Source organism: Actinotignum sanguinis (assembly GCF_003957255.1).
Lineage (GTDB): Bacteria > Actinomycetota > Actinomycetes > Actinomycetales > Actinomycetaceae > Actinotignum > Actinotignum sanguinis.
The window spans coordinates 1-17,559 of record NZ_QDIE01000007.1 but is presented as its reverse complement, the minus strand read 5'-3'; the positions used below and the strand labels follow the sequence as shown (position 1 = coordinate 17,559).

Sequence of the window (17,559 nt, the reverse complement as noted above, 5' to 3'; positions counted from 1 at the left end):
CAGCCAAGAAAAGAGCGGGAGGGCAGCGAGGTGATTCTCGCTGCCCTCCCGCTGGAGAGGTGGCTAGTTACTAGCCGCTGGTAGTGACCTGTTAGCGGTTGACGGCCGGGCGATCAGCACCCGCGCCGTTCCAGTCACCGGCGAGGAACACATCACCGGCGCGGCCGAAGCCGAAGCTTGCCACCGCGACGCCCTCGCCCACGTTGTCACGCAGGTGCCAGACGTTACCGCGGACCACACCGATGCCGTCCACGCCGTCCCCGTTCCAGTCACCGGCGAGGAACACATCACCGGGGCGCCCGTAGGAGGAGGTGGACTTTGCCTGGGTATCAGCGAAAGCCCCCTGAGCGAAGACGGTGTTGCCACGGCGCACCGCGAGTTCGTCGCGCCCGTTGCCATCCCAATCGCCGGCCACGATCTGGTCACCGTGCCGCCCGAAGGAGACCGTGGACGTGTGGTTACCACCCGTCAGGTCGTCGCGCACGTATACCGTATTGCCGCGCCGTACTCCGATGGTGTCCTTACCGTCCCCGTTCCAGTCGCCAATGATGATCTCGTCATCGGCCCGGCCGAAGGAGAATTGCATCTGGGCATTGCCGGTGGCGGCGTTGGTGAGCAGGAAGGTGTTGCCACGGCGCACCCCGGGGGTGTCCACGCCGTCGCCGTCCCAGTCACCCACGAAGATGGTTTCGCCGGCGCGACCGTAGCTGGTGACACGGTCGGCGTTACCACCAGCCAGCGCGGTGGAGCTGAAGAGCAGATTGCCCTGCGGTGCCGCAGGCTTGCTCGGCTTATCGCTCGGCTCGGTACCCGGCTTGCTGGGTTCCGTGCTGGGTTCGGTGCTCGGTTCCGTGCCCGGTTCGGTCGGCTCGGTACCCGGCTCGGTCGGCTCAACGCTCGGCTCCGTTCCCGGTTCTTCACCGCCGGGCTGCTCGCCGCCCGGGGTTTCCCCGGCGCGCGCGGTCAGCCACTTGCTCGAATCAAGCGGTTCACCCACGAGGCGAACTTCACCGATACAACCCTGGAATCCAGATTCACGCACCCCGGCATAGGAGCCCGCGCCGAGAACCCACGGCAGGCCCTGGGTGCCCACGCCCACGGTGCCCGGCGAATTACGCAGCACCGGTACCCCATCCACGTACATCGTGGTCATCTTGGTTTCCGGATCGTTGACCACCGCGAGGTGGAGCCACTGATCGCGCGAGACGATCTCACCCGACCACGCCGAAGATTCGGCCGGGGTGGGCTTCTGGGAGTCCACAAAGGAGAACTGAATTTCCGCCAGGTTGGACATTGCCCACGCGAAGGGCGGTTCTTCACCCTCGGTGTTGTTGTAGCCGGCGATGTTCTGGCGCTGCCCGTCGCGGGAGAGCCAGGCCATCCAGGCATTGTTCTTGTTATCGAACTTCGGGGAGATCTTGATGAAGGTCTCGAAGGTGAAACCATTCTCGAAGGTCTCGTTATTGACGGCGGCATCAGCGGCGGTCACGAAGTTATTCCACCGCGCGTTATCGCGTCCACCATTGGCGAAGCACACCGCGCCGGCATTGGCCGAGAGCGGGTGGTGGTCACGGGTCCATACGACGTCGCCTTCTTCCGCCCCCTTGGAACCGGGCTGGTCCAGCGGGGCCCGGGTGAAGTTATCCCCACCCACGGCATCCACGATGGCTTCACCCACGGCAACCGGGGTGCCCTCGGCCTTGTCCACCGGCATCTTCCAGTGGGCCACGGTGCTCTCCACCTGCGGGTAGTCCTCCGCGCTGGTCGGGGCGGTGGGGGTAACCTGGGTCGGCGCATCGTAGGTGGCAAGCCACTCGCGCAGCTGCGGCGTCGTCAAAGAAGCCTTCGTATCAGCGATAACGAGGTTCGGGAAACGTTCCGCGAAGTTGAAGTCGAGCTCGAAGGTCTGGCCCGCTCCGGTGAGGATCGCCTGGTCGTCGGGAACAAGGGTGTCCTTGGCCTTCGTCATCACCCACGGGGAGAAGGAGGTCTGGTAAATCTTGTTACCCGGCAGGTCGAATTCAACCATGCCCATGTAGCCGTTTCCACCCATGTAGGCCATCTGGTAGTCCATGAGGACCTGGTAAACGGGATGACCGGCATCGTTCGTGCGCGTCCAGGTGGTCGCGCCGTGATGGTGGCCGTTGAAGGTAAGGAACACCTGGTCGTGGTTGCGGATGACCTTGTTCCATACCTTTTCACCGAACTCGGTGGCCAGCGGCGTCACGCCGTCGCCCTCCACGTTAATGAGCTGGTGGGAATTGACGATCGTGGGGGTATTCGGATGCTTATCGAGCACATCGGAGGCCCACTGCAGGGCGTCATCCTGGGCCTGCCAGGACAGGTTCATGACCAGGAAATCTTGGCCGTTGACCTTGAGAATATGGTATTCGTGCGCGCCGGAAGGATCTCGCTCCACGAAGGTCACATTCTTGGCGGCACGCTCGGCACCGAACCATTCCTTGTAGGTGCCGTAGCCGACCGGGTCGGTATCCGACGCATCGGCCCCGACGTCGTGATTACCGGCAAGAATCGAGTACGGGTGCCCCGCATCTTCGAGAATCTTCATCGCCTTATCGGCAATTTCCCACTGCTGGGGACGGTTGTACTGGTCGACGATATCACCCAGGTGCATGGACATCTTAATGCCGTACTTCTCAGCGTTTTCCGCGATCCAGGAGGTCTGGGAGGAGAAGGGTTCGCTGCCGTACATGGCACCGAATTGGTTACCGGTTTCCGCCGTGGCGTAACGCGAGTAGAACTGGGTGTCCGGGATAACGCCGAGGGAGAAGTTGGACAGCGGGGTCTTCTCTTCGTCCTGGCCGGTGCCTTCCTGCGGGGTGCCCGCCAGCGGGTTACCTTCCGCATCCAGGTACACGGTGAACTGCCCGGAGAGCAGCTCGCGGCGCTCTACCTTTTCCACCTCGTAGTTATCGTCGAGGATCGGGAAGAGCGAGATGGGGGTCATGACCATTTCGGCGGCCGGTTTCACCCCGGAATCGAGGGCCGGGCCGGCGTAGGGCTGAATCTTGATGTCCAGGTGGCCGTAGTGTTTCCCGCCCGAGATGAGCTTCTTCACGCCCGCCTCGTTGGTCTTCCACATTTCCGGTTCGTTGGCCTGCGCCATCCACACGGAGTGGGAGTTGAAACGCAGCGGTTCGAAGGCACCGCCCTCTCCCGTCTTGACCATCTTCTCACCGCGCAGGCCGTCGGAAGCTACGCCGACGTCCCAGTGGTACACGCCCACGCCGTCGCCCGCTTCGTCCACGTAGGAGGCCTGGAACATTTCGTCGTGGCCAGAGAATACGGAGGCGACATTGTACTTTTCGAAAAGCGGCTGGAGGTGGCGCATGGGCACACCCGGCTGCTGATCGGGGAACTTGTGACCCATCGGAGTACCGTGCACACCGTTGGAATATGCGACGTGGTGGTATTGCACGATAATGATCTGGCCCTTGGCGCGAGCATCAGCCAGCTGTTCTTCGAGCCAGCGGTACTGCTCCGAACCGGGCATGAAGCTGGGCTGATCCACCGAATCGGGGGCCGCATCCGGGCCCCACCAGCCGGCCGCCACAGACTTGGGGAAGTCCCGCGCGTATTCCTCGTACGGGAAAACGCCCTGGGTGTCCGTCCCGAGCTGAGCGGCGGTAATGCCTGCGTCGTTGCCTTCGATCTTGGCTTCTTCCGGCATCGTCTTGGTGGTCTGATCCGTACCGTTGGTCGAATCGAGGCTGATAATGGTCACCGGCCCCATATCGGTGCGGTGGTAGGCATCGCGAGCATTCGCGTTATCCGAGCCGTTGGTATCAAAAACCTGGTTGTAGGCGGCGCGCGCCCGGGCTACCGCGGTGCGATCATCGGCGCTGCCGTAGCCGTACACTTCGTGGTTGCCCAGCGAGGTGATAACCGGAATCGAATCGAGGAGCTGGCCTTTATCGCCCGCGAAGTAACGGAACCATTCATCCCAATGGCTCTGCGAGGAGGCGCGTTCCGCGATGTCGCCGGGCAGCAGCACCAGGTCAGGCTTGGCGGCGGCAATGGCGGCGTTATTGATTTCTTGCGCCTTATCCTCGGTAAGCATGTAATTGACGGCGTACTTCCCGTTACGAGTGGAGCCGCCGAATTTCTCATCCCAAGCCGAGCCCTTACCCGGGCGCTCTTCGGAGCCTTCCGCCAGGTTGAGGGTCTGTTCCCATTCACGGTAGGTCACGCGCCCGATGGGATCGGTTTCGGTATCGGAGAAGGCGATGATATGGAGCGGATCAGTAATCCCCGCCTTGCCGTCCGGGAGGGTGCGCAGCGTGGCGGAATGCGCGTAGCCGTCCACCGTGACCGTGTAGGTGTAGGTGGAGCTGGGCTGGAGCTCTTCCACGCGCTGGCTGTACTTATAGGGATGATCAGCACGAATCCAAGCTCCCTGCGGTACGGACAGCGCCTTCCCGCGGCTGAGGGTGCCCTGCTTGAGTTCGTAGTCCTGGTAATCGTTCACCGGGTTCTGCACGCCGGCTACCGTGTAGGTGCGCCCTTCGGCGGGCAGACCCGGGCCGGTGATGGTGAGAACGGCATTATGGCCCAGTTCCGTAAACCAGTTAATCGTCATCTCGTGGGCACCGGGGCGCTGCAGGTAGGGCAGCACTCGGAAGCCGGGACGTGGATCCATGGGCTGAGTCACCCCGTCAACGACGACGGGATTCTCATTCGTAGAGGCGAGAGCCGGAGAATCGACTCCCGGGAGTACTGGGTCGGCCATGGCTGGCACGGTACATGCCACCCCGACCGGCACTAGCGTAGCGGCAGCTAGAGCCGCTACTACTCGACGCACGTGTCGCATGAATATCCTTCGCTTTGAGCTAGTCGGGGCGCGGATTGGCCCGACTCGGAAACACGCGTTTCCATTGCTCAAACTATTGAATTCGCCTTAATAAGCCGTAAACGGGCTCTTAATTTAAGGAGCTTCACGTGAATATCACACTGCGGCGGTACGGTGCGGACGGGGCGGCGCGGGCGGCGCGACGGTGGGAATGGTGCGGGAGTGGACGGCGCGACGGTGCGCCCCTGCGGAGAACGGTGGGTGGCACGACGACGGCGCAGCTACGCTGCGCATATACGCGTGTGGGGTGGGAAGGCTGAGCCTCCCACCCCACACGCCCACCGCACTAGCGGGCACGTTCGTGCATATCTGAATTAGCCGAGATTAGCCAAGCAGCTCTTCAAGCTTCTTCACGAGGGTCTTGCGAGCCTTGCCGGCCTTCTCCGCCTCGAGCACGCGAGCCACTTCAGCGGCATCCGCATCCTGGGCGTATTCCACGACTTCGTCCACCTTCTTGGTGGCCGGGTCGAAAGCTTCCGCATCGCCAGCCGGCGCATCCGCGGCGGGAGTTTCCTCCGCCGGCGCGGCGTCGTCGCCCTGCGCTGCGTTATCCGAAGCCGCAGCGTCCTCATCAACCGGGCCATCCCACACGGGGCGGGACGGAGCGGCGGAGAAGTCCGGGGTGAGTTCTTCTTCCGGCTTTTCACCAACGACCTTGATGACATCCACCTCGTTGCCGTTGGTGTCCACAACCTTGGCCAGGCGCAGCGCGGAAATAAGCGCCTTGCCGCGGCGCAGCTCGCCGCTGAAAGCCCCGAGCTGGCCGGTCTGCGCGGCCGCGGAGATGAACTGGTTGGGGTCCATGCCGTAAGACTGGGCCTGCTGCACCAGGAAGTTGAAGAGTTCATCCTGGGTGGTATCCACACCGAACTTCTTGGCCAGCTCATCGAGGATGATCTGGTCGCGCAGCGAATCGCGGATTTCCCCGCGGATTTCCTTGGCGTGGTCGTCGTCCGTGGCGCGGTTTTCGGATTCGAGGTGGCGTTCCACTTCAGCGTCGATCACGCGCTTGGGCAGCTGCACCGTAACATCCTCGCGGAGCTTATCCAGGAGAAGATTACGGGCGGCCATGACCTGCACCTGGGCGGCATCCGTGGCGGCCTTTTCCGCCAGGTCCGCACGCAGTTCCTCAATGGTGTCAAATTCGGAGGCGAGCTGGGCGAAATCATCATCCGCTTCCGGAAGTTCGGATTCCTGCACCTTCTCCACCGTGACCGTGACATCGGCCTGCTGCCCGGCGTGCTCCCCACCCACGAGGGTGGAGGTGAAGCTCAGCTCATCGCCGGCCGCGGCACCGTTGACCGCCTCATCCAGGCCGTCGAGCATATTGTCATCACCGATGCGGTAGGAGACACCCTCCACCGAATCAACTTCCTCACCGTCGATGCTGGCGGAGAGGTTAATGGTGACGTAGTCGCGGCTGGCGGCGGCGCGCTCCACAGTCTTGAGGGTGGCGAAGCGTTCGCGCAGCTGTTCGAGGCGCTCCTCCACGGCATCCTCATCGGCATTGGTGGCTTCCACTTCGAAGCTGTACTGCGCCGGATCCGGGAGAACAATGGCCGGGCGCACATCCACCGTAACGGTGAAGGCAAGCGGGTCGGTGGAGTTCTTTTCCATCGCTACGCCGGTCACGTCCACCGCGGGACGGCCCATGGGAACGAGGTCGTGCTCTTCCAGAACGTCCTGGTAGTAGCCGTCCAGAGAGTCGTTAATCGCCTGCTCCACAATCGCGGCGCGGCCAATCTGCGCTTCCAGAACGCGCGCGGGCACGTGACCCCGGCGGAATCCAGGGATCTGCACCTGGTTACCGATGGTCTTCGCGGCCTTGTCAATTTCCGGCTTGAATTCCTCGAAAGGAACCTCAACGGTCAGCTTTACCTGGGTGGGATCGAGCTGTTCGTAGGAGCTTTCCAACTTTTTCTCCAGTCTAAAAATGGGGGTGATAACCCTTGTCGATAGGACGAATCCGTCCCCTTACTGCGCCGCGCCGGGCGCGGGCATACCCGCTAATTCTACGGCACGCACCCCGGGTGATGGGAGTTCTAGCGCACAACTACTCGCCATATGTGAACGCACTCTCACCCGCGCACCGTTATGGGGCACGACGACGCAGCTGCCCGGTACCTCGCTGCGAGGTACCGGGCAGCTGGAGCTCACTCGCCTACCAGCGCAGCTGGCAAGGCGGGGTGATGAGGCTCGGGTAATGAACCTTAGAAGGCGGGGATAACCTCGCCGTTCGGCCAGGTATCACGAATGTACTTGGCAACCTCGGGGCTGTGCAGCGCGGCATCCAGCTTCTTCACGCCCTCGAGCTTCTCACCGGTGGCCTTGGAGTTCCAGGCGAGGATATTGCCGTAGGGGTTATCGGTCGGATCTTCGGTGTAGATAGCGTCTTTGGAAGGAACCAGGCCGTTTTGCAGGGCGAAGTTACCGTTGATAATCGCGATATCCACGTCCGGGAGGATCTTCGGGACGGACGGAGCATCAGCTTCGCGGAAGGTGAGGTTCTTCGGGTTCTCCACCACGTCGTAAATGGTGGGGGAAGTAACCTGCGGGTTGAGCTTGATGAGGTTGTTCTTCTGGAGCAGATCGAGGGCCCGGGCCTGGTTGGACGGATCGTTCGTCACGCCCACCACGGCATTGTCCTTGAGCTCGCTGAGCTGCTTGATCTTCTTGGAGTAGATGCCGTAGGGCTCGATGTGAATACCTGCGCCGTGGTCCAGGGTGTAGTTCTTTTCCTGGATTTCGTTCTCAAGGTAGGGCAGGTGCTGGAAGTAATTCGCGTCGATTTCCCCGGCGTTGAGTGCCACATTGGGCTGCACGTAATCGTTGTACTCGCGGATGTCCAGGGTGAAACCGGCATCCTTGGCAAGGTTATCGTTGACGAATTCCAGGATTTGCTTATGCGGGGCCGGCGAGGCACCGACCACGAGGCGCACCGCGCCGTCGTCGTTCTTCGCGGGAGCGGAGGAGGCCGAATCCGAGCTACCGCAGCCGCTCAACGCGAGCGCGCTCACCGCAGCTACCAGGGCAATTTTCGAAAGCTTCTTCATGGTTAATATTCCTCTATTTTTCACAATGTTGGTGGTGATGACATATCGCTGTACACCGTTCGCTGACAGCGCTGCTCCGGGTGCATCCCGGTGGTGCGTGACCCGGCCGGCGGTTCCTTAGCGGTGATCCACCAGCCGGCTGAGCATGTCACCCAGCGCCTGGATAACCATGACGAGGAGCACCAGCACGACCACCACGATCGTGAGGACATCCGGGCGGTTATTGTAGTACCCGGCGTTTTGGGCCATGGCGCCCAGCCCGCCGCCGCCCACAGCACCCGCCATGGCCGAGTAGCCAACAAGGGTAACCGCGAGGATCGTGACGGATTGGACGAGGGCCGGCAGCGCTTCGCGCATGAGCACCCCGAACATGATGCGGGTGCGGGAGGCTCCCATCATGAGGACGGCTTCCACTTTGCCGCGCTCGACGCCCATGAGATTGGATTCCACCAGGCGCGCGAAGTAAAAGGCCGCTGAGATCGTGAGCGGAACGGTGAAGCCCTGCCAGGCGCTGCCCGTTCCGGCGATTGCACGCGAAAAGCCGATGAGAATAAAGACGAAGATAATGAAGGGGATGGCGCGGCCCACGTTGACAATAAAACCGAGGGTTTTATTGAGGAGCGGCGAGGGAAGTAGTCCCCCGCGGCCGGTTGCCACGAGGACCATCCCGAGGATAAGGCCGAGCGCCGAAGCGATAACCGTGGAGATACCCACCATCGCCAGCGTTTCGAAGGTGGCGCGGGCCAGGCCGTCCTTGATTTCCGGGGCATCGAACCAGGTGCCGCGCTCCAGCGGGAGTGCGGCCGCGGCGGATGCGGCCGGCGCGGAAAGAACCGGGCTGAGAACTGCACTGAGAAGAGTGGTCATACTGCCCGCACCTCCGCGGTGATTCCGGCGTTAGTCATCGCGGTGAGAACGGTATCGACCTGCGCGTCGCTGACCACGAGGGCCAGGCGCGCAATCTGAATCTCACCGATGGATTCAAAAACGCCCGCGCCAATATCGCAGCCGAGGCGCGCGGCCAGGCTGAGAGCTTGGGACCCGGCGGTTTCTCCGGGGCGGGCGGTAAAGGCAATATCGATAATGGAACCCGAAACGTTGGTCGTTTCAATATCCGGAGCGGGCACGAGGCGGCGCGCGAGGGGCGAACTCACGTCCGCGAGCACGCTTTCAATGGTGCCGCCGGCGGTAATCCGGCCGGATTCGAGGAGGGTCACCGAATCGCAGATTCGGCGCACCACCTCCATTTCGTGGGTGATAATAACGACGGTCACCCCGTAGGCATCGCGCACCTCACGGAGCAGTTCGAGGATCTGCAAGGTGGTATCCGCGTCCAGCGCGGAGGTGGGCTCATCGCAGAGCAGCACTGACGGCGTGGTGGCCAGGGCGCGCGCAATGGCCACGCGCTGGCGCTGCCCGCCCGAAAGCTGGGATGGATAAGAATCGCCCCGATCAGCAAGGCCGACGACGCCCAGCAGCTCGCGCACCCGTTCGGCTATCTTCGCGGATTTTTCACCGGCGATCTGAAGAGGGTAGGCGATATTTTCCGCGGCGGTGCGTGCCTCAAGCAGGTTGCCACCCTGGAACACCATCCCGATGGTGCGCCGGGCCGCGCGTAATTTCGAGGCCGGCAGCGCGTTGAGATCTTCGCCGTTAATGCGAATGGAGCCGCTGGTGGGTTTTTCCAGGGCGGTGAGGCAGCGAATGAGGGTGGATTTACCCGCCCCTGATTCACCGACGATGCCGTGAATTTCCCCGGTGGGGATGGTGAGCGAGATGCCGCGCAGCGCCGCCACGGATTCCGCTCCGCGGCGCGGGTAGATCTTCTCCACCTCGGCTAGTTCGATCATCTCGTATCCCCTGACGTTTCCCTTAGTGTGCTCAGCGGGGCTGCTGCGCACAGTCAATCATCGTAGGTGTTTTTGCCGGTGACAACAACGCAATGGCTCACTCATGAGATACGCCACGGTAGGTTTCGGGGGTGAAAAACAGCGCTATCCCCTCGGTTTCCCCCGACATTTCCGCGTTTTCCCTCCCGGCGATGCCGGTGCGGGTTTTGCGCAAATACTTTTTCCAAGGTCCCCGAGGGGATAGCTTAGGGTCGCTGACCTGCCGTTTCGCTTAGCCGCGATACTTCCGGCGCAGCACGTAGCCGCCCAGGATAAGCGCGGCCGCTCCTGCGATTCCGGTAGTCACCGCGGTGCCGGTATGCGCGAGCTTAGCCGCGGGGCGCTTCACCTTCACCGCCGGGGCCTTCTGCTCCGGGGTAGCCGGAGTACCCGGCTGCTGCGGCGCGGGGCGCTGGTCCGGATTACTCGGATCAGCGGGAGCACCCGGGCCGGCCGGTTCGCTAGGCATGCCCGGCGTGCCAGGCTGCGGCTCCGGGGTACCCGGCACTTCCGGCGCGTCCGGGGCGCCCGGCGTACCCGGGTCATTCGGTTCACCTGGCGTACCCGGAGTATCAGGTGCGCCCGGCTCCGGGTTCACCGGCGGCTCCGGCACGGGGCACGGCCGTGCAGAAATATCGAAGGTCCACTCGGTCGTGGCTCCCACGGCGAAGTTATAACGCTGCGGATCCTTGAGCTGCGCCGTCACGGTCACGGTGCCGTTGTTCTCCGTACGGGTGTACTCCACAACGGCCGATTCCGGAATGGTGACCGTAGCTGGAGTACCGCAGCTATCTGCCGGAACCAACGTCGGAGCAATCGGGGTCACCGCGGGCTTCTCCAACGGAGTAGCGGCACACGCGGTGGAAGTGAGATCCAGGGTCCAGGTGGCCATACGGTGCTCCTTATCAACCGTGTAGCTCGGCGTGGAGCCTGGCTCGGAAACCGGCGTAGCAATGAGGTACCCGGGTTTTGCCGTAGCGGTCACGGTTGCCGTGGTGCCGGTGATTTTCGGTTCGCCATAGATGATTCCCACAGCATTCTCGGGCAGCGTCACCTTCGCCGGTGCCACGGTTCCGCTCCCGTCACAGGGCTGCGGGGCGGTCACGGGCGCTGCGGGCACAACAATCTTGCCGTACACCGGGGTCAACGTAAGATCCTCGGCCGGCATGGCGAACTTCAGCGCACTATTGGCCGGGTTCGTCTGCGCGTTCTGCCCGAGGGCTTCCGCGCTCAGCTGCTCGGTTGGCGTGGCCAGGTCAGATACCGTCCACCATGCAAAGGGAATACCCTTCTCCCCCGCCTGAAGGCTCTCCTCCCCTGCCGGAATGCTCTCCGCTCCCGCAGGAATGCTCAGCTGCGCACTCGTGCCTACCCGGGCTTGCGGCGCGGTGAAAATATGCTGCCGCACGGTGCCGTCCGGATAGTGCTGCGAGCCGGGTTCGGTCACCTGACCGGTCACGGAATCGGTTTGCGCAGTCGTGCCGATTTGTGCCACGTAGCCCCGGCCAATGGTCCAGTTTCCGGCGCGCTGACCCTTGTGGTTGACCACGAAACGAGTGCGGGCACTCGAAGAAACAGGGCTGGTACCGGCCGGGCCTGCCGCCTTGTTCCGGTCGAGGTTCTCATCAACCGTAAAGGCACCGCCGCTAAACTCAGCAAGGGCGAAAGTGCCGGGCTTGGTCACACCAATGCGCTCCCCGAATTCGGTGTTCGGGCAGGTGAGGTAGGCACCGTAGCCACCGATGGTTTGGGCGGTTACCTCCCCCGTACCCAAGAAGCGGCAGGTACCTTGGCCCGCCGTGAAGATCGCCGGGGCATTCTTCGCCCCGTTCATCTTGATGAGGCTGTCACCGGCGCTCGCGAAGGTCACCCCGGTGGCACCGACCACTCCCCCGGCAACATTCGCTGAGGAAGCCGCCACCGTGAGAGTGGCTGCGCCGTCGGCCTTTACCTGGCCTTCGCTGTACACCCCGTAGCCTTGAGATTGCGAGGAGGAGGTGACGTCAAGTGACGCCTTTCCAGCAACACTGAGATTTCCTCTGCTGTATACGCCGAAACTCGATTTTCCTTGCGCCGTTGCCTGCGCCGTGACCTTCGCATTGGTGATGCTCATAACGTCGCCGGTGTTATCGACATCGCCGCCGCCGGCCTGCATAATCGCGGTTGCCGTGGAGGTGTTGGAGGTGGCTTCCGCCGTCACCGTGGCACCCTGGGTACCGTCAATTTTGAGGTTCTTCCAGGCGTTAATCCCGGTCGCTAAACCGGTTTCATTGGTGACCCGTGCCGTGACCTGAACATTGCCGCCAATGCTGAGATCCGCGGTGCTGCGGATCGCGGTGCTCATCGCGGTATTGTTATCTCCGCTCCCGCATTTCTCGCACGTAATATCCCTGCTCACTGCGGTGAGTTTTCCTTGACCGACAATTTCAATCGGCGCACCGGAAGAATCCAGCCCAATGGAGCCGCCCTTGAGCCACTTAGCAGCCGGATCACTATCGGCCACATTCACCGGATATTTATTGATGGTATTTGTGGCATCAAAAGAGGCATCCCCATCAAAATCGAGAACGTACTTATATAGGCCTTCTTGGTTCCCGGCGAAATAAAGGGCGTTCGCGGTGTAGCCGCCCTCACTGGCGGTAAAAACGTTCGCGCCGCTGAATTTCACTCGAATATCAGAGGCAATCCCACCTGTATCCACGGACACGCCACGCTTGTACACATTCGAGGCATCCTGAACATAACTATTGAACCAGAGGGTTTTGGTGCCGGCATCCCAAGAAATCTTGTTATCGCCGGTAACGAAGGACTGGTCCAGGCAATACGTGACGCTATTGGTGTAGTAACCAACCTGGCTCGGATATGTTTTCCCGTCATCCGGCTTGGCGGTGCGCAGGGTGCGGCCCGTACATTCATTACTCGGGGCATTCACCACGACCGCGGTAACATCAGCGACCGCATCGGCAGGCACGAAGCCGGCGGGTAGCTCGCCCGCTGACGAGGGAGCTGCCACAGCGGAGGTGACAGCCCCAATCCCAGAACCCATAAGTATCAACGCAGCTCCGACTGCGGCAGATTTTCTCAACATAATGATCCCAACGACATAGGTGCAATCATTATTAAAGAATACCTACATATTGAAAATATTATCGTGAAAGTGGGCCATATCCTTAGTAGAGGCAGGGCTATGTGACCACAGGGAAAGAGTACACGGTGAAGTATTGAGATAATTCCGCACAATATCAACGAAAAGTATGGAGCGAGTGAGGAGAATCGAACTCCCATCATCAGCTTGGAAGGCTGAGGTTTTACCACTAAACTACACTCGCATACGGCCGCTTGCGCGAACACTACCCGAAGAGAATACCACCCCACCCCCAAGACTTCCACCCCACTGGCGCCCACTAGCCGCATGGGCATCGCGGGCCGGAATCCATTACACTAGGCACGTTGCCTAGGTGCGGCTGGAAACCTTCAGTTTTCGGCGCATGGCAGCTACATACAATAACTAGCACGGGACGTGGCGCAGTTTGGTAGCGCACCCGCTTTGGGAGCGGGGGGTCGCGGGTTCAAGTCCCGCCGTCCCGACCGTGTGATGTTCCGAACGTGCAATGTTTCTTTTCGTGCAGCCTCGCCACATTTTTATGAACGACGCCGCCGCCAGCACCCGCCGCAAGCCGCCGCCAGCACCCGCCGCACACTTGCCGTCAAATCCACCCCACCGAGACATACGTCCTTAATTTATACACCCGCCCTTCGGGAGCTACGTCAACCCATCACACCCACCACCCAGCCGACTTTTCCGCATATTTTCACGTAATTCTTATACAGCGCTCGCGTGATCAAACTTACACAACCCGCCGTAACACCCCCTTTTCATAGGTCTTTCGTCCCGCTAGATTGGATTGCGTGGCGCCAGTCACGGCACCGCACTTACCAGAGCGACTCAATGAGGAGAAAATTATGAAGGCTCTTGTCTACGGAGGTCCGGGAATTAAGGAATGGAAAGAAGTTCCGGATCCGCAAATCCAGCAGCCCACCGACGTCATCGTCAAGATGGAAGCAACCACGATCTGCGGCACCGACCTCCACATCCTCAAGGGTGACACCCCGGAAGTCGAACCCGGGCGCATTCTGGGCCACGAAGGAATTGGCCGCATCACCGAAGTCGGGTCGAACGTGACAAATCTCAAGGTCGGTGATCGGGTCATCCTCTCCTGCGTGAGCTCCTGCGGGCATTGCTCCTACTGCCGCACCGGCATGTACGCCCACTGCATGGATCCCGAAGGCATGCCCGGCGTCGGCTGGATTTTCGGCTACATGATTGACGGCACCCAGGCCGAATACGTGCGCGTGCCGTTCGCGGAAAACTCCGTATACAAGATTCCGGAAGGTGTGAGCGATGCGGAGGGTATTCTGCTTTCCGATATCCTCCCCACCGGTTTCGAAATCGGGGTGCAGAACGGCAAAGTCAAGCCGGGCGACGTCGTCGCGGTGGTCGGCTCGGGTCCCGTGGGTCTGGCCGCGGTGATGACGGCGCGCCTGTACGGGCCGGCCAAGGTCATCGCCATTGACCTGGATGATAAGCGCCTGGATCGCGCCCGTGATTTCGGCGCCACCCACACGGTCAATAACAGCTCCTCCGATTGGAAGGAGCAGGTTATGGCCCTCACCGATGGTTTAGGGGTCGACGTCGCCATCGAAGCGGTGGGCGTGCCGGCCACCTTCGATACCTGCCTCCAGATCGTGCGCCCGGGTGGGCACGTGGCAAATGTGGGCGTGCACGGTAAGCCGGTTGACCTGCCTATCGACAAGCTGTGGATCGCCAATATCAATATTTCTATGGGTCTGGTGTCCACCAATACCCTGGAAATGCTGCTCAAGCTGGTGGCCGCTAAGAAGCTGCCCGCCGATAAGTTCGTCACCCACGAGTTTGCCTTCGAGGACATCCTGGAAGCCTACGAGGCTTTCGCCCACGCTGCGGATACCAACGCCCTCAAGGTTCTCATCCACTAAAGTAACTGGCCACCCATGTGACCTGTCCCCTCGTATAACCAGAACTGTCCTCGGGTTCCTAACAGCCTTCCCTCGTTTAGTAGCCCGAGGACGCATCCCCTACGGCCGGGCGCTCCCGTAAGCGCCCGGCCGTAGGTCCGCGGTGGCGCCCGAGGAGCTGCTCCGCCCCGCTCAGAAGCGCGAGCCCGGCCAGGTCATTGGGCTGATAGGGGATGGAGAGAAGCCCACCATCCAAGGCGCGGTCGGTTAGGAAACTAGTGGAGGAAGCGGTGGCCTCCGGATGGTGCAGATCCCATACCAGCAGGCCAGCGAGGAGAGCCGCTGCGGTATCCGCGGCGAGGGGCGGGTATCCCAGCCGCTCCAGGCCGGCGTACCCAGCACGCAGCGGCTGGGAAATGAGCACCGATTCGGTGCGGGACATCGGGGCAATAGTGTAGGAAATAGTGCGGCCGGCTTCCCGCTCCACGGTGGCACGCCACCGTCCGATGCGTTTCGCGGCCGCGTAATTGGGGCCCTGGATATCTTGGAGCAGATTGACGACGCCGCCCTCGCGGGCGGGCCGCGCCCCGGAAAGTTTCGCCCAGCTGCGGATCGCCGTGCGGGAAACCACCCCGCCGGGGAGCTCAGCGGCGCCAGCCGCTGCGTCGTCGTTCCCCGGAATCGGGTAGGCATCCGTGGGCGAACCGTACCAGGCGAACGCAGCGTTACTTTCCTCCCCTACCATGCGCAGCACGGCGTCCGCTCCCGCTTCCACCAACAGGAATTTATATCCGGGCGCGTAAAGGGTATCCACCACCACAAGGTCACCGGGCAGCGAGAGGAGCCAACCGGCCACCGCGTCCGGGGCTGCGGTCACGTCACCGAAACCCGCGGGCGCAATATGGAGATCACCGGCAGCTTCCAACGCCCGGGCTCGCAAGGTGCGCATGCGCCGCGACTCGCTGCGCCCCACTCCCGCCACCTGCGCTCCGGTGGCCAGCAGCGTAGGCGCGGGAGACAGCTCCGCACCGGCCCCCAGGACGGCCACGGTGCGCCCCTCCAAGCGCATCATCTCCGGGTGTTGCACCACCTCGGTGAGCGCGGCGAGCACCCCGGGCTGCACCCGCCCCTGTTCTTCCCAGCGGGCCAGGTGGTCAAGGAGCTCCGTGCCGCTCAGGTACACATAGTCGCCGCGAGCATCCCGACGGGTCGCACCGCGCCAGCGCTCGGGAATCTCCCGGCCCCGAAAAGGAACCGTGAAGGGGCAGGGCACCGTGGTACCCCGGACGATTTCACCCCGGGGTGCCCCACCGCGCGGGCGCAGCTTGGCAAGCGGCGTACCGTCATGCAAGGTGAGCGTATGGTGCACGAAGTCCAACCCGGCCCGCGCCGCATCCGCCCCGCGGGCCGGATCGTCGAGGCGGGTCAGCTGCGCGTAAGGCTCCCGGTAGGTACGGCGCCAAGGAATAGCATCCTCAAGGGACGTGGCAAGCGCGGCGTCCCCGGCCGCGAAAACCTCGACCATGCCCCGCGAAACCGCGGTGCTGGAGGGTTTCCCATCCCGAATGGGGAGCACGATACCTCCCTGCGCCTCATGTAATTCCGCACTGGTGTAGCGCAGATGGACGAGGTCGCGCCCCGTGCGTTCCTCCACAACGGCGACGGCGTCTTCCTCCCCCACGGCGCGCAGCACCACCTTTTGGGGCAGTACCAGGGGCGCACGGAAGGTAACTTCCCCGCGGCCCGGTGCATCCCCGCGCAGACCAAGCTGGCCGCAGGCCCAGGCGTCGGTAGCGGCACCGTGCAGCACCGCCCCGCTAAAGCCGAAGAGGCGGGCGGTTGCTCCGGAGAGGTGAATCGGGTTGATATCTCCGGTCAGGCGGGCCCAATGGCGCGCATCCGCGGCAGTGAAGCGCCGTTCCGCCAGCGCGTGGGGACTGGCGTAGCGCAGATGCCCGGCCTCATCCACCCCGAATTCGGTGCGGAAATCGAGATCAGCGCCCCCGAGCTGCGGTTCTTCTCCGGTCACGCGCACGGGGCTCCCGGTGCTGCCCCGGTCCAGGTAACGGGCGATTTCTCGGTAACACACTGCGCCGTCGTACGAAATATCCGCCGCGAGGCGCAGCGCCGTACCTTTTTCATCACGCTCAAAACTGGCAACCCACGCCCGCACCGTAAGCGGGCGCCCGAAAGGAACGGGGCTGAGAATCTCCCACCGCAGGTCGGTTATAACGGCACCGGTGGCGACCAGGGGCAGGCGGGTATCGGCAAGAATATCGAGAGTGGGACCCAGGCATAGTTGGTGCAGCAGAGCGGCCGGGGCATGCCCGCCCACTCCCCCGCCGGCAAAGCGGGCGATACCTTCCCCCACGGCGCGCTCGGCAACCGCGTGGACCTTCACCCGCGGCAGCTCGTCAGCACGAGGAACGGCGCGGCGGCTGAGTTTTTGGCGGGCCGCGGCGGCAAGGATAGCGGCGTAGCGACGGGCTTGCATGGGAACCCCTTTCGTCGGTGTCCCTTCCATTTTAGGAAAAGAGCCGCCCCGCTGCCGGCAGCGCGCTCGCGGCCAAGCGTGCAGCACCGTCGCCCCGTCGCCCCGTTGCCCCGTTGCGCCGTTGCACCGTTGGGTAAATAGACAGAAATGGTTGCTAATACCCAGACTTTCCCTCGCTATACCAACACAAAGTCCGGGTCGTTGAGCTTTCCGGCCTCAATAGCCTTGCATACTTGACAAACACCGGGAGAGTGAAAA

8 protein-coding genes and 2 tRNA genes are annotated in these 17,559 nt (G+C 62.5%); 2 read left to right on the top strand and 8 right to left on the bottom strand.

Annotated elements, in window-relative coordinates:
• Positions 1-91 precede the first annotated feature (91 nt).
• The 7 genes from DDD64_RS03040 to DDD64_RS03010 all read right to left on the bottom strand — a co-directional run bounded on the left by DDD64_RS03040 (position 92) and on the right by DDD64_RS03010 (position 13,141).
• Positions 92-4,750 (bottom strand): metallophosphoesterase, encoded by a 4,659-nt coding sequence (locus DDD64_RS03040; RefSeq protein WP_164545889.1) that lies wholly within the window; start codon positions 4,748-4,750, stop codon positions 92-94.
• Positions 4,751-5,194: 444 nt separating this feature from the next.
• A complete protein-coding gene (gene tig / locus DDD64_RS03035; protein ID WP_126134969.1) occupies positions 5,195-6,784 on the bottom strand; it encodes a trigger factor in 1,590 nt (529 codons plus the stop codon).
• A gap of 296 nt (positions 6,785-7,080) precedes the next feature.
• On the bottom strand, positions 7,081-7,923 hold the full coding sequence (locus DDD64_RS03030) for a MetQ/NlpA family ABC transporter substrate-binding protein (protein ID WP_126134968.1): 843 nt from the start codon (positions 7,921-7,923) through the stop codon (positions 7,081-7,083).
• A 117-nt stretch (positions 7,924-8,040) separates the two neighbouring features.
• A complete protein-coding gene (locus DDD64_RS03025) occupies positions 8,041-8,790 on the bottom strand; it encodes a methionine ABC transporter permease (protein ID WP_126134967.1) in 750 nt (249 codons plus the stop codon).
• Entirely contained in the window at positions 8,787-9,773 is a 987-nt protein-coding gene (locus DDD64_RS03020; RefSeq protein ID WP_126134966.1) for a methionine ABC transporter ATP-binding protein, read from the bottom strand. The genes DDD64_RS03025 and DDD64_RS03020 overlap by 4 nt, the downstream gene beginning before the upstream one ends.
• Positions 9,774-10,044: 271 nt before the next feature.
• Entirely contained in the window at positions 10,045-12,858 is a 2,814-nt protein-coding gene (locus DDD64_RS03015; RefSeq protein ID WP_126134965.1) for a hypothetical protein, read from the bottom strand.
• A 209-nt stretch (positions 12,859-13,067) separates the two neighbouring features.
• A tRNA-Gly gene (locus tag DDD64_RS03010) sits at positions 13,068-13,141 on the bottom strand.
• 185 nt (positions 13,142-13,326) lie between these two features.
• Here DDD64_RS03010 and DDD64_RS03005 point away from each other — a divergent pair.
• Together DDD64_RS03005 and DDD64_RS03000 are read left to right on the top strand one after the other, a co-directional pair.
• A tRNA-Pro gene (locus DDD64_RS03005) sits at positions 13,327-13,400 on the top strand.
• A gap of 375 nt (positions 13,401-13,775) precedes the next feature.
• Positions 13,776-14,828, top strand: coding sequence for a zinc-dependent alcohol dehydrogenase family protein (locus DDD64_RS03000; protein WP_126134964.1), 1,053 nt, complete (start codon positions 13,776-13,778; stop codon positions 14,826-14,828).
• Positions 14,829-14,904: 76 nt separating this feature from the next.
• On the opposite strand, the gene DDD64_RS02995 is transcribed toward DDD64_RS03000, so the two are convergent.
• Positions 14,905-17,301: a MaoC family dehydratase gene (locus tag DDD64_RS02995; protein ID WP_164545888.1), complete on the bottom strand. Its 2,397-nt coding sequence runs from the start codon at positions 17,299-17,301 to the stop codon at positions 14,905-14,907.
• Positions 17,302-17,559: the final 258 nt, after the last annotated feature.